Origin of the sequence: Gordonia sp. UCD-TK1 (assembly GCF_001691435.1) — a bacterium.
In the GTDB taxonomy this organism is placed as follows: Bacteria; Actinomycetota; Actinomycetes; order Mycobacteriales; family Mycobacteriaceae; genus Gordonia; species Gordonia hongkongensis.
In genome coordinates, this window is sequence record NZ_LZMP01000020.1 from 35,671 (window position 1) to 54,679 (window position 19,009).

Genomic DNA, 19,009 nt, shown 5'->3' on the forward strand with positions numbered 1-19,009 from the left:
CTCCATGCCTCCTCTGACACCGAAAGGTCACCCATGCGCGACGTCGTCATCTGCGAACCGGTCCGTACCCCGATCGGCCGTTACGGCGGGATGTTCAAGAATCTCACCGCCGTTGATCTCGGGGTCGCCGCGCTGACGGGGATGCTCGACCGGACCGGACTCGACCCGGAGAAGGTCGAGGACGTCATCCTCGGTCACTGTAACGGGAACAGCGAGGCGCCCGCCCTGGGACGAGTCATCGCACTCGATGCCGGGTTGCCGATCACAGTGGGCGGCATGCACATCGATCGTCGTTGCGGGTCGGGACTACAGGCCGTCATCCAGGCCGCCTACCAGGTGTCCTCGGGGGACAACGACGTCGTGGTCGCCGGCGGTGCCGAGTCGATGAGCAACGCGTCGTTCTACTCGGTGGACATGCGGTGGGGTGGGGCCCGGACCGGAATTGCCATGCACGACAGCCTCGTCCGGGCGCGCTCGACCGCCGGCGGCAAGAACTACCCGGTGCCCGGCGGCATGATCGAGACGGCCGAGAACCTGCGCAAGGACTACGAGATCTCCCGGGAAGAACAGGACGAGCTGGCTGTGGCATCGCACGAACGAGCGGTGCGGGCCCAGAAGGATGGCGTACTGGCCGAAGAGATCGTCCCGGTCACCGTGGCTTCGCGATCTGGTGATCAGGTCATCGACACCGACGAGCATCCACGCCCGGATGTCTCGGTCGAGTCGCTGTCGAAGCTGAAGCCGATCATGGGCAAGACGGATCCGGACGCGACGGTGACGGCGGGCAACGCCAGCGGTCAGAACGACGCCGCGTCGATGGCGCTCGTGACCACCCCCGAGGTCGCCGAGAAGTTGGGTCTACGCCCGCTGGTGAAGCTGGTGTCATGGGGTCTGGCCGGTGTGCCACCGCGCACCATGGGGATCGGGCCGGTCCCCGCGACCGAGAAGGCGCTTGCCAAGGCCGGTCTGACGCTCGCCGACATCGACGTGATCGAGCTCAACGAGGCGTTCGCCGCGCAGGCACTCGCCGTCACCCGCGAGTGGGGTTTCGGCCGTTTCGGTGCCGGCGGCGATTTCGACCGCACCAACGTCAACGGCTCGGGCATCTCGCTGGGCCACCCGGTCGGCGCCACGGGCGGACGCATGCTGGCCTCCCTGGCGCGTGAACTGCACCGGCGCGAGGCCCGCTACGGCCTGGAGACCATGTGTATCGGCGGTGGCCAGGGCCTCGCCGCGGTCTTCGAACGCGTCAGCTGACCCCGAGACTCACCGGGCCCCACCTGATCCGCACCGGTGGGGCCCGGTGTTCCACCCGTTCATCCCGCAGTTTCGCGCACGAGGTCGACGAAGGCCTGACCGACGGCCGACAGCGACGGCGGGTGGAATGCGATGGCAAAGGGTCGCACCACATTCGGTTCGATCTCACGGATCACGACCGGCTCGTCGGCCGACTCTGCCACCGATCGTTCGAGTAGAGTGCCGCCGATTCCGGACTCCACCATCGGGAGCCGTTCCTCGCGGATCTCCGACAGCACGGCCAGCGGCGGGCGGACGCCCCCGACGCGGATCGCCTCCTCGAACTCGTCGGCCACCGAGTAGCCGCGTGGCACGAACACCATCGGGATCGCCGGCAGATTGTTCAGCGGGATCGGGCCCTCGGGTACGTCGGTGCCCGGCGGGTAGACGAGCACGTGTTCGTGTTCGCCGATCACGATCACCTCGAGGTCGTCGCCGGCGATGGGTAGGTGGGCGACGGCGAACTCGCAATGACCGTCCTCGATGGCCGACGCGGCCCTGGTCTCATCGCGTAACTCGCCGAGTCGCACCGAAACCCGCGGATAGGCGGCCCGGAACCGGGCGACGAGATCGACGACGGGCCCGACCGCGGTCGCGGCGAAGGCCAGGATCTCGAGGTGGCCGGTGAGTTCGTCCTCCGAGGCGGAGAGCAGATCGTCGACGGCGTCCATGTCGCGCACGATCTGTCGCGCGGGACCGACCATCGTGCGCCCGGCCGYCGACAGGACCATCCCGCGACCGATGCGGTGAAACAGCTGGACTCCGAGTTCGCGTTCGAGCGCCCGGAGTGCTTGGGACACGGTGGGTTGCGCGACACCGAGAGCCGACGCGGCCCCGCCGATGCCCTTGTTCTCGACCACCGCCAGGAAGTACTCGACCTGTCGCAATTCCATGGCGTGTCACCAATCCCGTGGTTCGGCGGGGTCCGGCGCGATCCCGCAGTGGACCTTCGCCGCGGAGATGAAGGCGAGGGCGGCCGGCGAGGGGAGCCCGGATCGCAGCACGAGACCCCACGGTCGGGTGAGTGGTGGGTCGAGCGCGAGCCGACGAAGTCCCGCAAGCTGCCGGTCGGCCACGGTGCGTGGGAGAACCGTTGCGCCCGTGCCCTTCTTGACCAGACTCCACACCGCGGACGGTAACTGGCAGTCGACCACCACGTTCTTGGCGTTGTCGTCGAGGAGTCCGCTGAGGAGTTCCGCGCTGATCGGGTCGCTGTGATCGACGACGAGTGGCAGCGAGCGCACCGCAGWCTGCGGTATCGGTTCGGGCAGACCGTCGGCGAGCGTCGTCGGCGCCGCGACGATGAGTTCCTGCTCGGCCATCGGGATGGCGGTGAAGGTCGCGTGCTCGGCGGCCGAGTCCATGATCCCGATCTCGGCGTCCCCGGATCGCAACGCCGACAACACCCCGGTGGGACTGTCGGCGGAGACGACTCGAACCGACAAGCGTGGGAACCGTTCCCGGAACAGTCGGACGATGTTGACCACCGGGTCCACACTGAACGCCGCGTAGGTCACGATGTCGACGCGACCGGCGCGCAGTTCCCGAACCGCGTCGACCTTGGCCTTGGCGCGGTCGACGTCGGCCAGGATGCGCCGGGCGGCTACGTCGAGTTTGCGTCCGGCCTCGGTGAGTTCGAGGCGTCGTCCGGTGCGGTCGAACAGGGTGACGCCGAGACGTCTCTCGAGCGTGCGGATCGCCTGGGACAGCGACGGCTGTGAGATGTAGAGCGACTGGGCGGCCTTCGTGATGCCGCCGTGGTCGACCACGGCGACGAAGTAGGTCACGAGGTGCAGGTCCACCCCGGTCACTCTAGTGACCCGAGTGTCAGGTCACTTGCCGGTCCAGCGCGGCGCGCGTTTCTCGGCGAAGGCGACCGCACCTTCCTTGGCGTCGTCGGAGACGAACACCGGACCGAGGAAGTCCCACTGCTTCTTGATGAGTTCGGGATCGGTGTAGCGGATCGCCATGGAGGTGACCTGTTTGGTGGCGCGGACGGCAAGGGGGCCGTTGGCGGCGATGACGGCGGCCAGTTCGCGGGCCCCGGCGAGTGCCTCGCCGGGTTCGGTGATCCGGTTGACCAGGCCGAACTGGTGGGCGCGTGCCGCGGTGAGCGGGTCGCCGGTGAGCGCGAGTTCCATGGCGAGCTGGTAGGGGAGGATCTTCGGGAGGCGTAGGAGGCCACCGGCGGCGGCGGCGAGTCCGCGCTTGACCTCGGGGATGCCGAACTTGGAGTCGTTTGCTGCGACGACGAGGTCCGCCGACAACGCGAGTTCGCATCCGCCGGCCAGCGCCCAGCCCTCGACGGCGGCGATGAGGGGCTTGGTCGGCGGGGCCTCGGTGAGGCCGCCGAACCCGCGTCCGTCCAGCGCGACCTTCTCGCCGCGGGCGAAGGCCTTGAGGTCCATCCCGGCGCAGAACGTGCCACCGGCACCGGTGATGATGCCGATGGTGAGGTCGTCGCGCGACTCGAGTTCGTCGATCGCGGCGGCGATACCCTCCGACACCTCGAGATTCACGGCGTTCTTCGCCTCGGGGCGGTTGATCGTGATGACGGCGACGCCGTCGGCGAACTCGGTGAGCACGGCACTCATGGGGACTCCTGGAGTTGGTGGACGGGACGGGCGGTCAGGTGTTCTCGGATGTGGAGATCTGTTGCGGCTCAGCCGGTGTGGGCTCGCCGGCGGCAAACCAGCGGATCGGCTCCGGGGTGGTCGGATCGGTCGCCGTCTCATCGGGAACGTGGGCGTCGAGGACGCCGCGTTCCTGCAGGACGACGAGATGGGCGTGGGTCTCCCGCAACGCGAGTCGGCTGAGGGTGAGGGACAGCTCCTCGAACGGACGCGACCACGTCACCGACCGGGTGATCTCCCAGGCCGTGCTCTCCGGATACCGGGTCACGGTCGAGGCGATCTCATCGAGCCGCTCCTCGTGATGCGTGAGGAGACCGGTGACACGGTCGCCGAGGCCTCGGAACCGGTACTCGTGGGACGGCAGCGCCTCGTGGTCGCGCATCTTCTCGGTGTTGGCCAGCGAGATCAGGTAGTCGGCGAGGGGACTGTCGGTCTGCATGGGATTGGTCGAGATGTTCGGACTGATCCGCGGCAGCAGGTGGTCGCCGGTGAAGACGATGCCGGCGGTGTCGTCGGCGAAGCAGAGGTGCCCCGCGGTGTGGCCCGGGGTCCAGACGGCGCGGAGATCCCAGCCGGGGATGTCGAGCGGGGCGTCCCCGGTCAGCTCGCGGTCGACGGTCCGCCCGTCGGGCAGGCGGATGAAACCGACCAGCCCCTCGTCGGCGACCTCGGTCGGTGCGCCGAGAGCGCGGAGTTCGGATCGCGCCTGGCCGAGTTGGTTCTCCACCTCGGTATCGGAGTAGTGGCGCAGGTACCGGGAATCGTTGCGATGCATCCACAGCTCGGCGTCCACGTGCTCGAGTAGACGCGGCACGAGCCCGAAATGGTCGGGGTGCAGATGGGTCACGCCGATGGACCTGATGTCGGCGAGGTCATGGCCGGTGGAGCGGATGCCTGCGACGAGGATGTCCCACGACTTGTCGGACGGCCAGCCGGCGTCGATCAGTGCGAGACCGCCGTCGGGCAATCCGAGGGCGTAGACCAGGACGTATCGCAAGGGATTGGATCCCATGGGGACCGGGATCGACCACAGCTGCGGCCGGACCTCCTCGACCGGGGGCAACACCTTGTCGGCCCAGGCCTGCTTCTGCAGCGTGCCGGTGACCTCGATCGTGCCCATCCAGCCTCCCGCCGGGTCCGTCGCGTGGTGACACCGCTGATGGTCGTTGCAGTGATCAACAGTCATCCGATCACGAGAGGCGATCGCGCTCAAGCTGTGGGCGGCTCAGACATCCTGAGGTAGGACCTATGGATCCAGGTCGGCGAGTCCGGCCGCGGCGCCGTCGCAGCTCGCCGCGACGTCGTGAACCAGTCGCCCGGCGAGTTCCGGTTGGATGAGCGGGAAGAGATGGCTCGCCCCGGGGACGATGGTCAGCGACGCGTGCTGTGCTGCCTCGACGAAACGTTGTTCGTGGACCCGGAACTGGTCTTGGCTACCGTTGACGAACATCGTTCGGCCGGGGTAGCGCCGGACCTCGCCGAGCGCGTCGAACCGCTTGATCTCGGCGACGACGTCGGCGATCGACCCCAGTGCCAGTCCGCCGATCTCCATGTCGGCGGACACCTGACGTCCCACGGCGAGGCGGGTGGCCACCTGACTGATGATCGCCGCCTGACGCGGCAGGAACGCGGTGACCGCACCGAACGTCTCGAACGGCGCGGCCAGCAGCGGACTGGGCTGCGCGGTCGCGCACATCGGGACGAGGGCCGCGACGGCTTCCGGATGGCGTCCGGCGACCGCCATCGCCACGTAGCCGCCCATCGACATCCCGGCCACGACCGCCGGCCGGCCGAACCCGCTGATCTCGGCGAGCACGGCGTCCACCGCGCCGGACATCGTGAACGTCTCGTCGCGGCGCTGCCCGTGGCCAGGGAGGTCGGGGGTGGCGACCGCGCGCCTCGGGTCGGGACCGGCCACAGCCGCCGCGACCCGGTGCAGGGTCGCGCCGCTCACGCGCAAACCGTGGACGAGGACGACGGGCGTGGGTTCGACCACCGGCGCGTCGACGGGAACGGGTGCGGGCTCGGCCATCGCACGCAGTATGCCGCCTATCGGTTCTCGACGCCGCCGGCGTCACCGACTGTTCGTCAGCGGTCTGCTTCGACGTCGGTTTGTTCGGCACCGATCTGCCCCGGCGTTCCCGCCGGTTCGCCCGGTGGGGGCACCGGTGACACGCGCCGACCGATGCCGATGCGGTCGAGGAAACCGGCGTCGTGGGAGACGACCAGCAGTGCACCGGTCCAGGCCTCTAGTGCGTCCACGAGTTGCGTGACGGTGTCGAGATCGAGGTTGTTCGTCGGCTCGTCGAGGATCAGCAGCTTGGGTGTCGGGTCACCGAGCAGTGCGTCGGCCAGTGCGACGCGCAGCCGTTCGCCGCCGGACAGTTCGGCGAGTGCGCGATCGGCGCGCGCACCCCGGAACAGGAACCGCGCGAGATGCGCCCGCACCTCCTGCGTCGAGATGTCCGGGTGGGTCCGCGCGAGGTGCTCGGCGATCGAGACGGTCGGGTCGGGGAAGGTGATCTGCTGCGGCACGAAGGCGAACGGTACGACGACGGATTCGGAGACGATCAACTCCGCGATCAGTGTCGATTTCCCGGAACCGTTGGGCCCCACCAGAGCCACCCGCTCGGGTCCGTCCATGCGCAGGCGGTCGTCGACGACGATCTGGGCGCGCGGGGCCACTTCCGGCGTCGGCACGACGATCCGTGCGGTGCGGTCGGTGCGGATGTCCTCGCGGGCCTCGTCGAGACGTGTTGCCGCAGAGGCCACGTCGTCACGATGGGCTTTGCCCAGTTTGCCCGCCGACACCTGCGCCTCGCTCCGGCGGTTGTGTGCCACGATCTTCGGCACCCGCTTCTCCCGTTCGGCCGTCGCGCCCGTCCGGGCCCGCCGATCGAGTTTGATCAACGCCTCGGTCATCTCGCGGCGCTGCTTGCGCAGATCGCCGGCGGCGGTGGCCACCGCTGCCTCGGCGGCGTCTTGTTCGGCGTCGATGATCTCGCGGTACCGGGAGTAGGGCCCGCCGAACAGCCGCACTCGACCTCGGTACAGCTCGACTGTCGTATCGACACGTTCGAGGAGCTCGAGGTCGTGACTGACCACGACCACCGTGCCCGGGAACGACTCGATGGCGTCGAAAAGCCGGGCGCGGGAGTCGGTGTCCAGGTTGTTGGTCGGTTCGTCGAGGAGCAGGATCGCCGGGTCAGCGATGAGTGCGGCGACGATCGCCAGCAGGGTCGCCTCCCCGCCGGACATGGCGCCGACCGTGCGGTCGAGGTCGGGCGGCAGTCCCATCTGCTCGAGGAGTCCGATGGCACGCTCCTCGACGCCCCAGTCGTCCCCGACTGCGTCGAAGTCCTGCGGATCTACCGAACCGCTCTCGATTCGTCGTATCGCACAACGAATCTCGTCGATGCCGAGCGCTTGTGCCACGGTCGACGACGGATCGGACTGCGGGTCCTGCACGACCACAGCGACATCGGTCGTCGACGAATCGCCTGCGATCGTGATGCTGCCCGACGCCGGGCGTGATCGACCGGCGATCAGGCCGAGGAGGGTGGACTTGCCCGCACCGTTCGCGCCGATGAGGGAGTAGGTCTCGGCGCCCAGGGTGAGTTCGAGGTGTTCGAAGACGACTGTCCCGTCGGGCCAGGCGAACGAGACGTCGGACAGCACGATGGAAGACGGCATGAGCGCTCCTGAAGTGGGTCGGGTACACCGACAGGGCGTCGGTGGGGTCCGTCGGCGGTGCCGACGGCCGGGGCCACTTCAGTTCTTCATCGCGGTGGATCACTCCTGGCGGGTCTGGGGGCAAGTGGTGACCACCGTAGCGGACGCGCTCGGAGTTGCCAACGGATTATCCGCCGACGAATCGGATCCGGGCTCACCGCTACGGTTGGGGTATGTCATTTCTCCGCACCTCGGTGTCCAACGGCGTCGGCGAGATCGTCCTGGACCGGCCCAAGGCTCTCAATGCGTTGGACCAGAGCATGATCGACGACATGTACGTCACGCTCGGCGAATGGGGTGACGACGACGCGATCGACACCGTCCTGGTCACCTCGGCGAGCGACCGGGCGTTCTGCGCCGGAGGCGACATCCGTGCGATCCGCGAGCACGCCATCGACGGCGACCACGCCTCGATCAGCCGCTACTTCGCCGGCGAGTACCGGCTCGATCAGCTCGTCGCCGACTACCCGAAGCCCTACATCAGCCTGATCGACGGGGCGGCCATGGGCGGGGGTCTCGGGATCAGCGTGCACGGCGAGATCAGGGTCGTCACCGAGAAGGCGATGATCGCCATGCCCGAGACCGCGATCGGGTTCTTCCCCGACATCGGTTCGACCTACTTCCTGTCGCGGCTTCCGGAGGGCGTGGGCATGTGGCTCGGACTCACCGGCGCCCGGATCCGCGGTGTCGACGCGGTCGCCGTCGGCCTGGCAACGCATTTCGTGTCCTCCGCAGACCTGCCGGCGGTCGCCGACAGCATCCGTTCCGGTGCCCCGCTGGCCGACGCGCTGGCCACGTCGGGGACCGAGGACACCAGCGACGTGCCGTTGCGCAAGATCGGCGAGTACTTCGCCGACGACAACGTCAACGCCATCCTCGGCGGCCTGCGCGGCGCGGTCGGCGACGACTGGGCCCAGGAGATGGTCGGTCTGCTCGAGGGCGCCTCACCCACCAGTCTGTGGGTAACCGCGGCGATGATCAGCGCCGGGGCGAGGTCGGGGATCGACGAGTGCTTCGACCGGGAACTACATGCCGCAGAGGAGATCACGAAGACCCACGACTTCCGTGAGGGGGTGCGGGCCGTGCTCGTCGACAAGGATCGCAATCCCGAATTCGATCCGGCGCGCATCGACGACGTCGATCCCGCCGTCGTGGCCCGGATCGTCGGTGCCACCGCTGGTTGAGCCGCCTCCCCGCTGGTTGAGCTTGTCGAAGCCACTGGTCGGGTTTGCGAGGTCGGTTGCCGAGGTGGCCTCGACGGACGCGGCGTCCTCGCTACGCTCGGTCGACGCTGCTCGACCAGCGGGGGGTGGCGTCCTTACCACGCTCGCTCGAAGCTGCTCGACCGGCAGATCTCAGGGCGTGAGCTGAAACCACCCCGACAACGACACGCTGTCGGTCGAGTTGCCCTCGGAATCCGGCTGTTTCGTCGTCGACGACTCGTCGAGGTCGTAGCGGACGTCGTCGTCGGGCGCGAGCGGGTTGGCCTCGACCCGTGTCGCCGTCGGGCAGGTGAACGAGCCGGCCGCGAGTGAGCTCGACATGCCGCTCACGCTGAGCTGGCACGCGGACGAGTGGTGGTAGTCGCCGTTGATCGAGACCCCGATCTGGGCGTTGATCGGCCGTGTCAACGGCCCGACGGTCGGACGCGTCGCGCCCACCGGTGGCAACAGGCCGCCGGTCAGTTCGCTGATCAGGAACTCGATCTGCGCGCCGCCGGTGCCGGCGTCCTTGAACACGAAGAGCAGCGAGTCCGGCGGCACGTCGGGCCGCGCCGGGCCCCACCGGTCGAACTCATAGCAGTTGGGCTCCTCGGCGGGGGTGGCGCCCACCGCGGGTCCGCGTCGGGAGTCCGCCGGCGTGTCCGCGACCGCGATCTTGATGTTGCCGTGACGGAACTCGAAGTTCTGGCCACTGCGGTCGACGTTGCCCTGCGGTGGTTTCTCGGTGCAGAGCGCCGAGTCGACCGGACGTACGGTGGGCATCGGCGTCGAGGTGGTGGGTGTGGACTGCGGCGGGGCGTCGGAGCCACAGGCGGTGACGAGCGACGCCACCGCCGCGCACATCAGCACGGCGGCGCGCACCGGCCGGCGCCGTGTGCTCGTCGACCGGTCAGTCCGCTGCCGCGACAAGGGGTTCGAGAGTGAGGTCGGGGTGTTCCTTCTCGATGTACTGCAGGCGCCACTTGTCGCTGAAGAGGGCGAGAACGGCGCCGTCGGTGCGGGTGAAGACCTCGACGCCGCGTTGCCGATTCAGTTCGGGCGCGCTGTCGGCATCCGTGCGACGGGCGAGAGTGTAACCGAGCGGCTCGATGATGGTGTCGACGTTGTACTCGGCCTTCATCCGCGCGGTCACGACCTCGAACTGCATCGGTCCGACGGCGGCGAGCACCGGCGACGCATCACCGCGGGTGTCGTTGCGCAGGACCTGGACCACGCCTTCGCTCTCAAGCTGGTCCATGCCCTTGCGGAACTGCTTGTACTTGTCGGCGGTGGTGGCACGCAGGGTCGAGAAGTGTTCGGGCGCAAAGGACGGGATCGGCGGGAACTGCACCTTGGGGCCGTCGTAGAGAGTGTCGCCGGGCGCGAGCGCGGTCGCGTTCACCAGCCCGACCACGTCACCGGGGTAGGCGGTGTCGACCGTCGAGCGGTCGCGGCCGAAGACGGCCTGGGCATACTTGGTGGCGAACGGCTTTCCGGTCTGCGCATGGGTCACGACCATGCCGCGTTCGAACTCGCCGGACACGATACGCATGTACGCCAGGCGATCCCGGTGGCTGGAGTCCATCCCGGCCTGCACCTTGAAGACCACCGCGCTGAACGGGTCGGTCACCGGCCGTGGATTGCCCTCGACGTCGGCCCGCGGCCCGGGCGGGGGAGCGAGCTCCACGAGGACCTCGAGGAGTTGCCGCACACCGAAGTTCAGCATCGCGGACGCGAAGATCATCGGCGAGGTCTGCCCGGCGAGGAACAATTCCTGATCGTGGTCCTGGCCCATCTCGGTGAGCAGTTCGCTCTCCTCGAGTGCCGAGGTCCACTCGTCGCCCTCGCGAGCCAGCGCGTCGTCGGCGGACATGATCTCCTCGGGCGCGATCTTCGCGCCGCCCGCGGTACGGGTGAAGTGCACGTACTCGCCGGTTCGCCGGTCGAGGAGACCACGGAAGTCGCCGGCGATGCCGACCGGGAAGAACAGCGGGGTCGGGGTGAGGCCGATGCGCTCGGTGATCTCGTCGATCAGTTCGAGGGGGCTCTGACCCGGCCGGTCCCACTTGTTGATCACCGTGATGACCGGGATGCCCCGGTGGCGGCACACCTGAAAGAGTTTGAGGGTCTGCGGCTCGAGTCCCTTGGCGGCGTCGATGAGCATCACCGCGGCGTCGACCGCGGTCAGCACGCGGTAGGTGTCCTCGGAGAAGTCGGCGTGACCCGGGGTGTCGACGAGGTTGATGACGCTCGGGATCTCGGGGTCGGCCTGGGCTGCGGCCGAGTAGTTGAACTGCAGCGCCGTCGAACTGACGGAGATGCCGCGCGCCTTCTCCATCTCCATCCAGTCGGAGACGGTCGACTTACGTCCGGCCTTGCCGTGGACGGCGCCGGCCTCGCTGATCATCCGCGCGTGCAGCGCCAACGCCTCGGTCATCGTCGACTTGCCGGCATCGGGGTGGGAGATGATGGCGAAGGTACGACGACGCGTCACTTCGCGACTGATCACCTCGGAACTCACGAGGTTCCAGGCTACCGGGCGTGCAGGGGGCGGCCAAACTCCCTCGCGGCGGAGTGCCGGGGCAGGTTGTGCCGGTATGCGGCACCTTGTGCCCCCGCCCAAAAACTGGGAACCCGTCACCGTTGCTGTGCGTCTGATGGTCGTGCAGCTTCCACCGGGCCTTCGGCGCCGCGTTCTCGCCCGTGACGGGGTACTGACCATGGCGGATGCGCTCGAATTCGGCCTCACGCGGTCCGCGGTCCGGCGTCGAGTCGATTGCGGAGACTGGATGCCGCGCACGCGCGGGGTGTATTTGCTCGCCGATCATCCGACGACGCCGGCCACCCGTGCGCGACTGGCAGTCGCGAGCGTGGGCCGAGGTGCGGCGCTGTCCGGATCGGGAGCGGCGTGGTGGCACGGGCTCCTCGACGAGCCGCCGAAGAAGTTCACGGTCACCGCACCGCGATCGCGGCATGGCTCTCCGGTCGAGGGCGTTCGGGTCCGGCGCCGCTGCCTCGCGGACGCGGAGGTGGTGACCCGCAAGGACTTGCTCGTGACAGCCTTGCCGCTGTCCGTGCTGGAAGCCGCACTCGAGCGCGACAGTGGAGTCCTCGACAACGCGCTGCTCGTTCGCAAGGTCTCGCTGCGCCAGCTGCGCGTCGCCGCTGATCGTCGACGTGGCAAGGAGGATGGACCCGCGATCGCGGCCCTCGTCGACGGCGTCGAATCCGGCGCGCGCTCGGTGGCGGAGCGGCTGGCTGTCGACGTGTTGAGCGCCGGAGGTGTGAGCGGTTGGTCGTGCGGTCACCCGGCCGGCGGGTACTTCATCGACCTCGCGTTCCCGGATCGGCTGTTGGCGGTGGAGATCGACGGGATGGCGTTCCACCGCGACGCGGAGACGTTCCAGCGAGACCGCCGACGCCGAAACGACCTCATCGCTTTGGGTTGGACCGTCCTCAACTTCACGTGGAGTGATCTGCGGGAGCGGCCCGACGACGTCGTGGCGCGTGTCCGCCAGGCGCTCGGCTTGCAGCACGACCGGCCGGCATGACAAATCCGGGGGCATCATGAGCCGCTGAGCGGATCAGATTGCCCCCGGACTCGATACGGCGCCCTACTCGAACGGAACCGGCGGCATGGTGACGACCTGCGCGGCGTAGGAGAGTCCGGCGCCGAAGCCGAGGAGTAGTGCGGTCTGGCCAGGCTGTGCCTTGCCGGTGGACAGCAGGTCTTCCATGGCGAGCGGGATCGAGGCGGCGCTGGTGTTGCCGGTGTACTCGATGTCCTTGGCGACGACCGCGTCGTCGCGGAGTTTGAGGTTTTTGGCGAGGAGTTCGTTGATACGGGCGTTCGCCTGGTGCGGCACGAAGACGTCGAGGTCCTCGGAACCGAGCTTCGCGGCCTCGAGGGCGCGGTGGGCGACCTTGCCCATCTCGAAGGCGGCCCAGCGGAACACCGCGGTGCCCTCCATGCGCAGGTAGGGGCGCTGGGTGCGGTCGCTGTCGAGGAAGGTGACCCAGTCGAAGTCCTGGCGGATCGCGTTGAACTGGGAGCCGTCCGAGCCCCAGATCACCGGGCCGAGCTGTTGCTGTTCGGTGGGTCCGACGACGACCGCGCCGGCCCCGTCGCCGAAGATGAAACAGTTGGTGCGGTCGGTCATGTCCATGGTCACCGAGAGTTGCTCGGCGCCGATGACCAGCACGTGGGTGGCGCTGCCGCCGCGGATCATGTCGGACGCGAGTGCCATGCCGTAGCCGAAGCCGGCGCAGCCGACGGTGACGTCGAAGGCGGGCACGCCGTTGCAGCCGAGTTCGGTCGCGACCTTGGTGGCGCCGGCCGGGGTCAGCAGCAGGTGGGTGTTGGTGGCGAGGATGACGGCGTCGATGTCCGAGCCCTGGAGCAGCGCATTGGCGATCGCCTTGCGGCCGGCGTTGACCGACATCTCCATGACGCTCTCGTCGCGACGCGCGAACCGGCGCGTCTTGATTCCCGTACGGGTGTAGATCCACTCGTCGGAGGAGTCGATGTGCTGGCAGATCTCCTCGTTGGTGACGACGCGTTCGGGGCGGTACGCGCCGATGCCGAGCATGCCGATGTTGTTGATGCCAGTGGTGTCTGCGATGACCGCCATGGTGAACCCTTCCCAAAACGTGCCCGGCGAATATGTGACCCGACATACGACGGTACTCACACCGCCTCTTACTGGGAAGTAGCGGGACCCCGCCCGCAATCGTTACGGAGTCGCGAAACGCGGACCGAAGTCGTCCTCGATGAGGGGAATGCTGGTCCGCAGGTCGGTCGACCACCGCCGGGGCGTCGGAAAGCGGCCCGCGGTCACGACGATCAGCACACGATGACGTGCGCGCAGCGCCGAACGCACGAGTCAGTACACCATTCGACGACATCGAGAAGGGGAGTCCGCATGATCCACGCACGCGGGTTGGTCCAGGTGTTCAGCACCGGGAAGGGAAAGAAGAAGCGCGAGGTGAGGGCCGTCGACGGCGTCGACCTCGACATCGCCGAGGGGGAGGTGGTCGGGTTCCTCGGGCCCAACGGCGCGGGCAAGACCACCACGCTGCGCATGCTGACGACCCTCCTGCGGCCGACGGCGGGAACCGCGACCGTCAACGGTTACGACGTCGTGGCCGACCCGGTCTCGGTCCGCCGCAGCATCGGTTACGTCTCGCAGGCCGGCGGCACCTTCAGCCAGGCGCAGGCGGGCGACGAGATCGTCGATCACGGCATGCTCTACGGGCTGTCCCGGGCCGAGGCGACCCGCCGCGGCCACGCCCTGTTCTCCCAGCTCCAACTCGACGGCCTGTGGGAACGCCAGCCCAAGAACATGTCCGGCGGGCAGAAACGCCGACTCGACATCGTGATGGGATTGGTCCACGAACCGTCCCTGGTCTTTCTCGACGAGCCGACCACCGGCCTCGACCCGCAGGCGAGGGCCAATCTCTGGGACCACATCCGGCGGTTGCGCACCGAACGCGGCGCGACGGTCTTCTTGACGACGCACTACCTCGACGAGGCCGACGAACTGTCCGATCGGATCATCATCATCGACAACGGCCGGATCGTCGCCGCGGACACCGCCGACAACCTCAAGGCGCAGGTGTCCGGCGACCTGGTGGCACTCGAGGTCGCCGACTCCGCGGCCGTGTCCACCGCCGCGGAGAAACTGGCCTCGGTCACCGGTGGCCGCGCGGACGGCCGGATCGAGATCGACGGCCGGCACGTCCGGAGCCGGGTGCCGCGGGCGGGCCGGGCCGTCCCCGGACTGCTGCGTGACCTCGACGCCGCGGGCATCACCCTCGACTCCATCGAGGTCATCCGCCCGACCCTCGACGACGTCTTCCTCACCCTCACCGGTCGGTCGCTGCGTGACGCCGAGACCGAGCGGGGCAACGAGATCCATTCGGAAACAACCGATTCGACGAACGCCGACGCCCAGTCGGCCGAACTCAACCAGCAGGGAGCCAGCCGATGACCACGTTCCTCCGCGAGAGCACCATCGTGTTCCGTCGACAGATCCGCATGAACCTGCGCAACCCGGCCTGGGTCCTCATCGGGGTGATGCAACCGGTCCTCTACCTCGTCCTCTTCGGGCCGCTGCTGAAGCCGCTCGTCGCGCAGTTCCCGGGCGGCGCCGACAATCCGTACACGTTCCTGGTCCCCGGTCTGCTCGTGCAGCTCGGTCTGTTCGGCGCGTTGTTCGCCGGATTCAGCCTGATCGGGGAATGGCGCGAGGGTGTGATCGAGGCCGAACGGGTGACCCCGGCCAGCCGCACCGCCCTGCTCACCGGTCGACTCATGCGCGACATGCTGCAACTTCTCGTGCAGGCGCTGATCCTGGTGGTGCTGGGCTATCTGATGGGCATGCGGGGTTCGGTGATCGGCGTGATCCTCGGCATCATCATCACGATGCTGATCGGTGGCGCGTGCGCCGCGGCGTCGAACGCCCTGGCGCTGACCAAGAAGAGTGAAGATGTGATGGCGCCGCTCATCAACATGGTCATGATGCCGGTCCTGTTGCTGTCGGGCATCCTGCTCCCGATGACCCTCGGGCCGTCGTGGCTTCAGAGCCTCAGCGACTTCATGCCGTTCCGGTGGATCGTCGACGCGGTGCGCGACACCTTCTCCGGCGACCTCGCCAGTGCTCAGGTCCTCTGGGGCGTCCTCGCGTCGCTCATCCTGGCCGGACTCGGAACCCTGTGGGGCACTTCGGTGTTCCGCAAGGAGAATGCCTGAGGCGTGAGCCGCGAGCTCGCTCCTCAGTATCTGCGCCCGTGTTCTGCGCGAGCCCAATGACTGCTCCCTGAGGAGGCCGGAGCTTGCGAGCTCGACCCCTGCTCCCTGAGGAGCGAGCTTGCGAGCGTCACGAAGGGTCCTGGTGAGATGCGTCGCCAGACCCTTCGTGACGCGCCCTCCGCAAGCTCCGGGCGCTCCTCAGGGAGCGGGGGTTGGCCGCGCCCTCCGCAAGCTCCGGGCGCTCCTCAGGGAGCGGGGGTGACGCTCGCGAGCTCGCTTCTCCAAGAGCAGGGTCGGGCCCGAAGGTTCAGTCGAAACTGGTGATCGCCGGGGCTGGGGGCAGGGTGACGACCGCGCCCGCGTAGCTCAGGCCGGCGCCGAAGCCGAGGAGCAGCGCGGTCTGTCCGCCCCTCGCCTTGCCGGTGGCGAGCATCTCCTCCATGGCGAGCGGGATGGAGGCCGCCGAGGTGTTCCCGGTGTTCTCGATGTCGTTCGCCATCGGCAGGTCGTCGGGGAAGCCGAGGTTCTTCTTCATCAGGTCGTTGATGCGGGCGTTGGCCTGGTGGGGCACGAAGACCTCGATGTCCTCCACGCCGACGCCCGAGGTCTCCAGCACGGTGGCGAGGGCCCGGGGCAGGGTGACGGCCGCCCAGCGAAACACCTTGGGTCCCGCCATCGTCACCACCATGCGACCGACCGGGTCGGTCTCGGGGTCTTTGTCCTGGTAGGCCTGTGCGCGGTCCATGTATTCGGGGATGTCCCAGTTCTGCCCGATCGCCTCGGCGTTCTCGCCGTCGCTGCCCCAGACGGTCGGGGAGATGCCGTTCTCCTCGCTCGGACCGACGACGACCGCACCGGCGCCGTCGCCGAAGATGAATGCGGTGTTGCGGTCGGTGGGGTCCATGACCACCGACATGGTCTCGACACCGACGAGCAGGACATACTCAGCGCTGCCGGCACGGACGGTGTCGGCAGCGACCCCGAGGCCGTAGCCGAAGCCGCCGCACCCGGCGGCGACGTCGTAGGCGGGGATGCCGTTGAGCCCGATGTCGGAGGCGACGATCGGGCCACCGTGCGGGATCTTGGTCTTCCAACTGTTGGTGGCGAGGATCAGCGCACCGATCTTCTCCTTCGCCACCCCGGAGTTCGCGATGGCCCGCTCGGCGGCCGCGGCGGCCATCGAACGCGCCGACTCGTCGCCGCTGATCCATCGGCGGTTGCGGATACCGCTCCGCTCGAAGATCCACTCGTCGGACGAATCGAGGACCTGGCAGACCTCGTCGTTGCTGACCAGGCGTCGCGGACGGTAGGCGCCGATGCCGAGCATCGAGACGTTCTGGTGTCCGGTCTTCACCGAGAGGTTGACCACTGTTGCCGATCCCTTCATTGCCCGCCGCAGCGATTCTACGGCCGCGCGGCCGCCGAATTCGGTGTCCTCACCAGGCGTGCACGGTGTTCTGCGCGGACTCCAGATCCTGTCCGAGCAATAGTTCGACGGCGTCGCAACCGTTGGCGATGAGGAGTTCGACCTCGCTGCGAGCCGAGGACGGAAACGGTTTCAACACGAAATCGGCGGGATCCTGCCGGCCGGGTGGCCGGCCGATGCCGATGCGCACGCGCAAATAGTCGCGCGTACCGAGTACCTGACTGAGCGACCGCAGCCCGTTGTGGCCGCCCTCGCCGCCGCCCCGTTTGAGACGGACGGCGCCGAAGTCGATGTCGAGTTCGTCGTGGACGACGATCAGGTCGTCAGTCGTGACCGAGTAGAACTTGGCGAGCGGGCCGATCTGACGGCCGGACTCGTTCATGTAGGTGCGGGGTTTGGCCACGAGTACCGACTGGCCGCCGAGGCGTACCTCGGCGACCTCGGCACCGGACTTCTTGTGCACCTTCCAGCGCTCGCCGGCCGAGGCGACGAGGCCGTCGGCGACCATCGCGCCGACGTTGTGCCTCGTCTTCTCGTACTTGGACCCTGGGTTGCCGAGTCCGACAATGAGTTTCACCACTTACGCAGTTTCACCACCCGAACCGGGCAGTCGGTGGTCGGATTACTCCGACTCCGCAGCGGCTTCCTCGGTCGCCTCGCCCTCGGCGTCGCCCTCGGCTGCGGCGTCTGCCGAGCCGTCGGCGTCGGACTCGGTGGCGGCGAGCTGCGCCTCGGTGACCGACACGATGAGGGTCTCGGGATCGGCGGTGAGGGTCACACCCTCGGGCAGGTCCAGATCAGAGGCGTGCACGGACAGGCCGATCTCGGCGCCCTCCACGCTGACGACGATCTGCTCGGGGATCGACAGGGCGTCGGCCTCGACCTCGACGACGCTGGCGTCCTGGACGACGAGGGTGCCCGGGGCGGCGTCGCCCTCGACGATGATCGCGATCTCGACGGTGACCTTCTCGCCACGACGGACGATCAGCAGATCGGCGTGCTCGATGTAGTTGCGGATCGGGTGGACGTCGACCTGCTTGGTGAGCGCGAGCTGGCTGGAGCCCTCGATGTCGAGGTCGATGACGGCGTTGAGGCCGCTGTTACGCAGGATGGCGGCGAACTCACGGGCCGGGAGGTGCAGGTGCTGGGGGTCGGTGCCGTGGCCGTACAGCACGGCGGGGACCTTGCCCTCGCGACGCGCGCGGCGGGCTGCGCCCTTGCCCTTCTCGGTACGGGTGCTGACGGACAGCTTGCTGGTCTGGGTGGCCATGACGGTCTCCTCGCGATCGGTGGGTACGTTCTGTCGGCGTCGCGACGAGCAACACCGGGCACGAGTTCCGACCGCGGGCGTTCCATTCGCCCGGAGGGCGTGAGGAAGACCTGCGATGGCCGCGCCGATCACGGTGACTGGGTCACCCTCGCCGAGACAACGGCGATCAGAGTAGTCGATGACCTGCCGGGATGTCACATCGCCCGCTCGGTTCGCCGCGCTGGGGGATACTGGTCTGCCATGACCTCACAGACGCCGATCGAGATCGTGACGACCCTGCTGGACGAGTTCGCGCGGGGCGACGTGCCCGCCGCGCTGGAGACCATCGACGACGACATCGCCTACACGAACGTCTCGCTGCCGACGATCCGCGGGAAGCGGAAGGTGGCCGGTGTCCTGGGCGGGGTGGCGCGCAAGGAGTCGGTGGGCTTCAACTACCGGATGATCAACGTGTCCGCCGACGACACCGGCGTGGTGCTGACCGAGCGCGTCGACGAACTCCGGTTCGGGCGGCTGCATCTCCAGTTCTGGGTCTGCGGCCGGTTCGAGGTACGGGAGGGCCGGATCACGGTGTGGCGCGACTACTTCGACTACTTCGACATGACCAAGGCGCTCGCGCGGGGCGTCGCGGCACTGGCCGTGCCGTCGGTGCAGCGGCCGCTGCCCGCGCCGGCCGTGTCGGCCTGACCTGGGCGCTGC

The 19,009-nt window shown here is 68.4% G+C and carries 19 protein-coding genes; 6 read left to right on the plus strand and 13 right to left on the minus strand.

The genetic code is table 11. The features are described 5' to 3' along the window. The first annotated feature begins 33 nt into the window (after positions 1-33). Entirely contained in the window at positions 34-1,257 is a 1,224-nt protein-coding gene (locus tag A9310_RS12560) for an acetyl-CoA C-acetyltransferase (RefSeq protein ID WP_065630899.1), read from the plus strand. A 59-nt stretch (positions 1,258-1,316) separates the two neighbouring features. Here the strand turns inward: A9310_RS12560 and A9310_RS12565 are convergent, their stop codons facing one another. The 6 genes from A9310_RS12565 to A9310_RS12590 form a co-directional block, all read right to left on the minus strand. Further along, a complete protein-coding gene (locus tag A9310_RS12565; RefSeq protein WP_065630900.1) occupies positions 1,317-2,189 on the minus strand; it encodes a LysR family transcriptional regulator in 873 nt (290 codons plus the stop codon). A gap of 6 nt (positions 2,190-2,195) precedes the next feature. Beyond that, entirely contained in the window at positions 2,196-3,098 is a 903-nt protein-coding gene (locus A9310_RS12570) for a LysR family transcriptional regulator (RefSeq protein WP_065630934.1), read from the minus strand. A 30-nt stretch (positions 3,099-3,128) separates the two neighbouring features. Then, on the minus strand, positions 3,129-3,890 hold the full coding sequence (locus A9310_RS12575) for a crotonase/enoyl-CoA hydratase family protein (protein WP_065630901.1): 762 nt from the start codon (positions 3,888-3,890) through the stop codon (positions 3,129-3,131). Positions 3,891-3,924: 34 nt separating this feature from the next. After that, positions 3,925-5,049, minus strand: a complete 1,125-nt coding sequence (locus A9310_RS12580; protein ID WP_065630902.1) for an MBL fold metallo-hydrolase — start codon at positions 5,047-5,049, stop codon at positions 3,925-3,927. 126 nt (positions 5,050-5,175) lie between these two features. Beyond that, the gene (locus tag A9310_RS12585; protein ID WP_065630903.1) at positions 5,176-5,961 is read right to left on the minus strand and encodes an alpha/beta fold hydrolase; all 786 of its coding nucleotides are present in this window, start codon (positions 5,959-5,961) and stop codon (positions 5,176-5,178) included. Between the two features lie 56 nt (positions 5,962-6,017). Continuing rightward, positions 6,018-7,622: an ABC-F family ATP-binding cassette domain-containing protein gene (locus A9310_RS12590; protein ID WP_065630904.1), complete on the minus strand. Its 1,605-nt coding sequence runs from the start codon at positions 7,620-7,622 to the stop codon at positions 6,018-6,020. A 212-nt stretch (positions 7,623-7,834) separates the two neighbouring features. Between A9310_RS12590 and A9310_RS12595 the strand changes: the two genes are divergently transcribed. Further along, positions 7,835-8,845 (plus strand): enoyl-CoA hydratase/isomerase family protein, encoded by a 1,011-nt coding sequence (locus A9310_RS12595; protein WP_065630905.1) that lies wholly within the window; start codon positions 7,835-7,837, stop codon positions 8,843-8,845. A gap of 171 nt (positions 8,846-9,016) precedes the next feature. On the opposite strand, the gene A9310_RS12600 is transcribed toward A9310_RS12595, so the two are convergent. Then, positions 9,017-9,745, minus strand: coding sequence for a hypothetical protein (locus A9310_RS12600; RefSeq protein ID WP_254661247.1), 729 nt, complete (start codon positions 9,743-9,745; stop codon positions 9,017-9,019). A 28-nt stretch (positions 9,746-9,773) separates the two neighbouring features. Then, complete coding sequence (locus A9310_RS12605; RefSeq protein WP_058250853.1) at positions 9,774-11,384, minus strand: peptide chain release factor 3; 1,611 nt, start codon at positions 11,382-11,384, stop codon at positions 9,774-9,776. Between the two features lie 142 nt (positions 11,385-11,526). Between A9310_RS12605 and A9310_RS12610 the strand changes: the two genes are divergently transcribed. After that, the gene (locus A9310_RS12610) at positions 11,527-12,414 is read left to right on the plus strand and encodes a DUF559 domain-containing protein (RefSeq protein ID WP_065630936.1); all 888 of its coding nucleotides are present in this window, start codon (positions 11,527-11,529) and stop codon (positions 12,412-12,414) included. Between the two features lie 63 nt (positions 12,415-12,477). Here the strand turns inward: A9310_RS12610 and A9310_RS12615 are convergent, their stop codons facing one another. Both A9310_RS12615 and A9310_RS25900 read right to left on the minus strand, forming a co-directional pair. Then, positions 12,478-13,494 carry a beta-ketoacyl-ACP synthase III gene (locus A9310_RS12615; RefSeq protein ID WP_004022635.1) on the minus strand — a complete coding sequence of 339 codons (1,017 nt, stop codon included), beginning with the start codon at positions 13,492-13,494 and terminating at the stop codon, positions 12,478-12,480. Between the two features lie 102 nt (positions 13,495-13,596). Next, positions 13,597-13,743, minus strand: a complete 147-nt coding sequence (locus A9310_RS25900) for a hypothetical protein (RefSeq protein ID WP_165630292.1) — start codon at positions 13,741-13,743, stop codon at positions 13,597-13,599. A 42-nt stretch (positions 13,744-13,785) separates the two neighbouring features. Here A9310_RS25900 and A9310_RS12620 point away from each other — a divergent pair, with 42 nt between their 5' ends. Together A9310_RS12620 and A9310_RS12625 are read left to right on the plus strand one after the other, a co-directional pair. After that, entirely contained in the window at positions 13,786-14,853 is a 1,068-nt protein-coding gene (locus A9310_RS12620) for an ATP-binding cassette domain-containing protein (protein WP_065630906.1), read from the plus strand. Further along, positions 14,850-15,614, plus strand: a complete 765-nt coding sequence (locus A9310_RS12625) for an ABC transporter permease (RefSeq protein ID WP_065630907.1) — start codon at positions 14,850-14,852, stop codon at positions 15,612-15,614. The genes A9310_RS12620 and A9310_RS12625 overlap by 4 nt, the downstream gene beginning before the upstream one ends. Positions 15,615-15,921: 307 nt before the next feature. Here A9310_RS12625 and A9310_RS12630 read toward each other — a convergent pair whose 3' ends face one another. The 3 genes from A9310_RS12630 to A9310_RS12640 are packed head-to-tail and all read right to left on the minus strand — an operon-like array spanning position 15,922 to position 18,310. Continuing rightward, the gene (locus A9310_RS12630; protein WP_065630908.1) at positions 15,922-17,001 is read right to left on the minus strand and encodes a beta-ketoacyl-ACP synthase 3; all 1,080 of its coding nucleotides are present in this window, start codon (positions 16,999-17,001) and stop codon (positions 15,922-15,924) included. A gap of 49 nt (positions 17,002-17,050) precedes the next feature. Then, positions 17,051-17,617: an aminoacyl-tRNA hydrolase gene (gene pth, locus A9310_RS12635; RefSeq protein WP_065630937.1), complete on the minus strand. Its 567-nt coding sequence runs from the start codon at positions 17,615-17,617 to the stop codon at positions 17,051-17,053. Positions 17,618-17,662: 45 nt separating this feature from the next. Beyond that, a complete protein-coding gene (locus A9310_RS12640) occupies positions 17,663-18,310 on the minus strand; it encodes a 50S ribosomal protein L25/general stress protein Ctc (RefSeq protein ID WP_065630909.1) in 648 nt (215 codons plus the stop codon). 240 nt (positions 18,311-18,550) lie between these two features. Between A9310_RS12640 and A9310_RS12645 the strand changes: the two genes are divergently transcribed. Continuing rightward, positions 18,551-18,997: a limonene-1,2-epoxide hydrolase family protein gene (locus A9310_RS12645; protein WP_065630910.1), complete on the plus strand. Its 447-nt coding sequence runs from the start codon at positions 18,551-18,553 to the stop codon at positions 18,995-18,997. The last annotated feature ends 12 nt before the right edge of the window (positions 18,998-19,009 follow it).

What these genes read in the sequence shown, in the direction of transcription:
- A9310_RS12560 (WP_065630899.1), top strand. Translation starts at nt 34, where the DNA reads ATGCGCGACGTCGTCATCTGCGAACCGGTCCGTACCCCGATCGGCCGT.
- A9310_RS12575 (WP_065630901.1), bottom strand. Translation starts at nt 3,890, where the DNA reads ATGAGTGCCGTGCTCACCGAGTTCGCCGACGGCGTCGCCGTCATCACG.
- A9310_RS12580 (WP_065630902.1), bottom strand. Translation starts at nt 5,049, where the DNA reads ATGGGCACGATCGAGGTCACCGGCACGCTGCAGAAGCAGGCCTGGGCC.
- A9310_RS12585 (WP_065630903.1), bottom strand. Translation starts at nt 5,961, where the DNA reads ATGGCCGAGCCCGCACCCGTTCCCGTCGACGCGCCGGTGGTCGAACCC.
- A9310_RS12590 (WP_065630904.1), bottom strand. Translation starts at nt 7,622, where the DNA reads ATGCCGTCTTCCATCGTGCTGTCCGACGTCTCGTTCGCCTGGCCCGAC.
- A9310_RS12595 (WP_065630905.1), top strand. Translation starts at nt 7,835, where the DNA reads ATGTCATTTCTCCGCACCTCGGTGTCCAACGGCGTCGGCGAGATCGTC.
- A9310_RS12615 (WP_004022635.1), bottom strand. Translation starts at nt 13,494, where the DNA reads ATGGCGGTCATCGCAGACACCACTGGCATCAACAACATCGGCATGCTC.
- A9310_RS12620 (WP_065630906.1), top strand. Translation starts at nt 13,786, where the DNA reads ATGATCCACGCACGCGGGTTGGTCCAGGTGTTCAGCACCGGGAAGGGA.
- A9310_RS12625 (WP_065630907.1), top strand. Translation starts at nt 14,850, where the DNA reads ATGACCACGTTCCTCCGCGAGAGCACCATCGTGTTCCGTCGACAGATC.
- A9310_RS12630 (WP_065630908.1), bottom strand. Translation starts at nt 17,001, where the DNA reads ATGAAGGGATCGGCAACAGTGGTCAACCTCTCGGTGAAGACCGGACAC.
- A9310_RS12640 (WP_065630909.1), bottom strand. Translation starts at nt 18,310, where the DNA reads ATGGCCACCCAGACCAGCAAGCTGTCCGTCAGCACCCGTACCGAGAAG.
- A9310_RS12645 (WP_065630910.1), top strand. Translation starts at nt 18,551, where the DNA reads ATGACCTCACAGACGCCGATCGAGATCGTGACGACCCTGCTGGACGAG.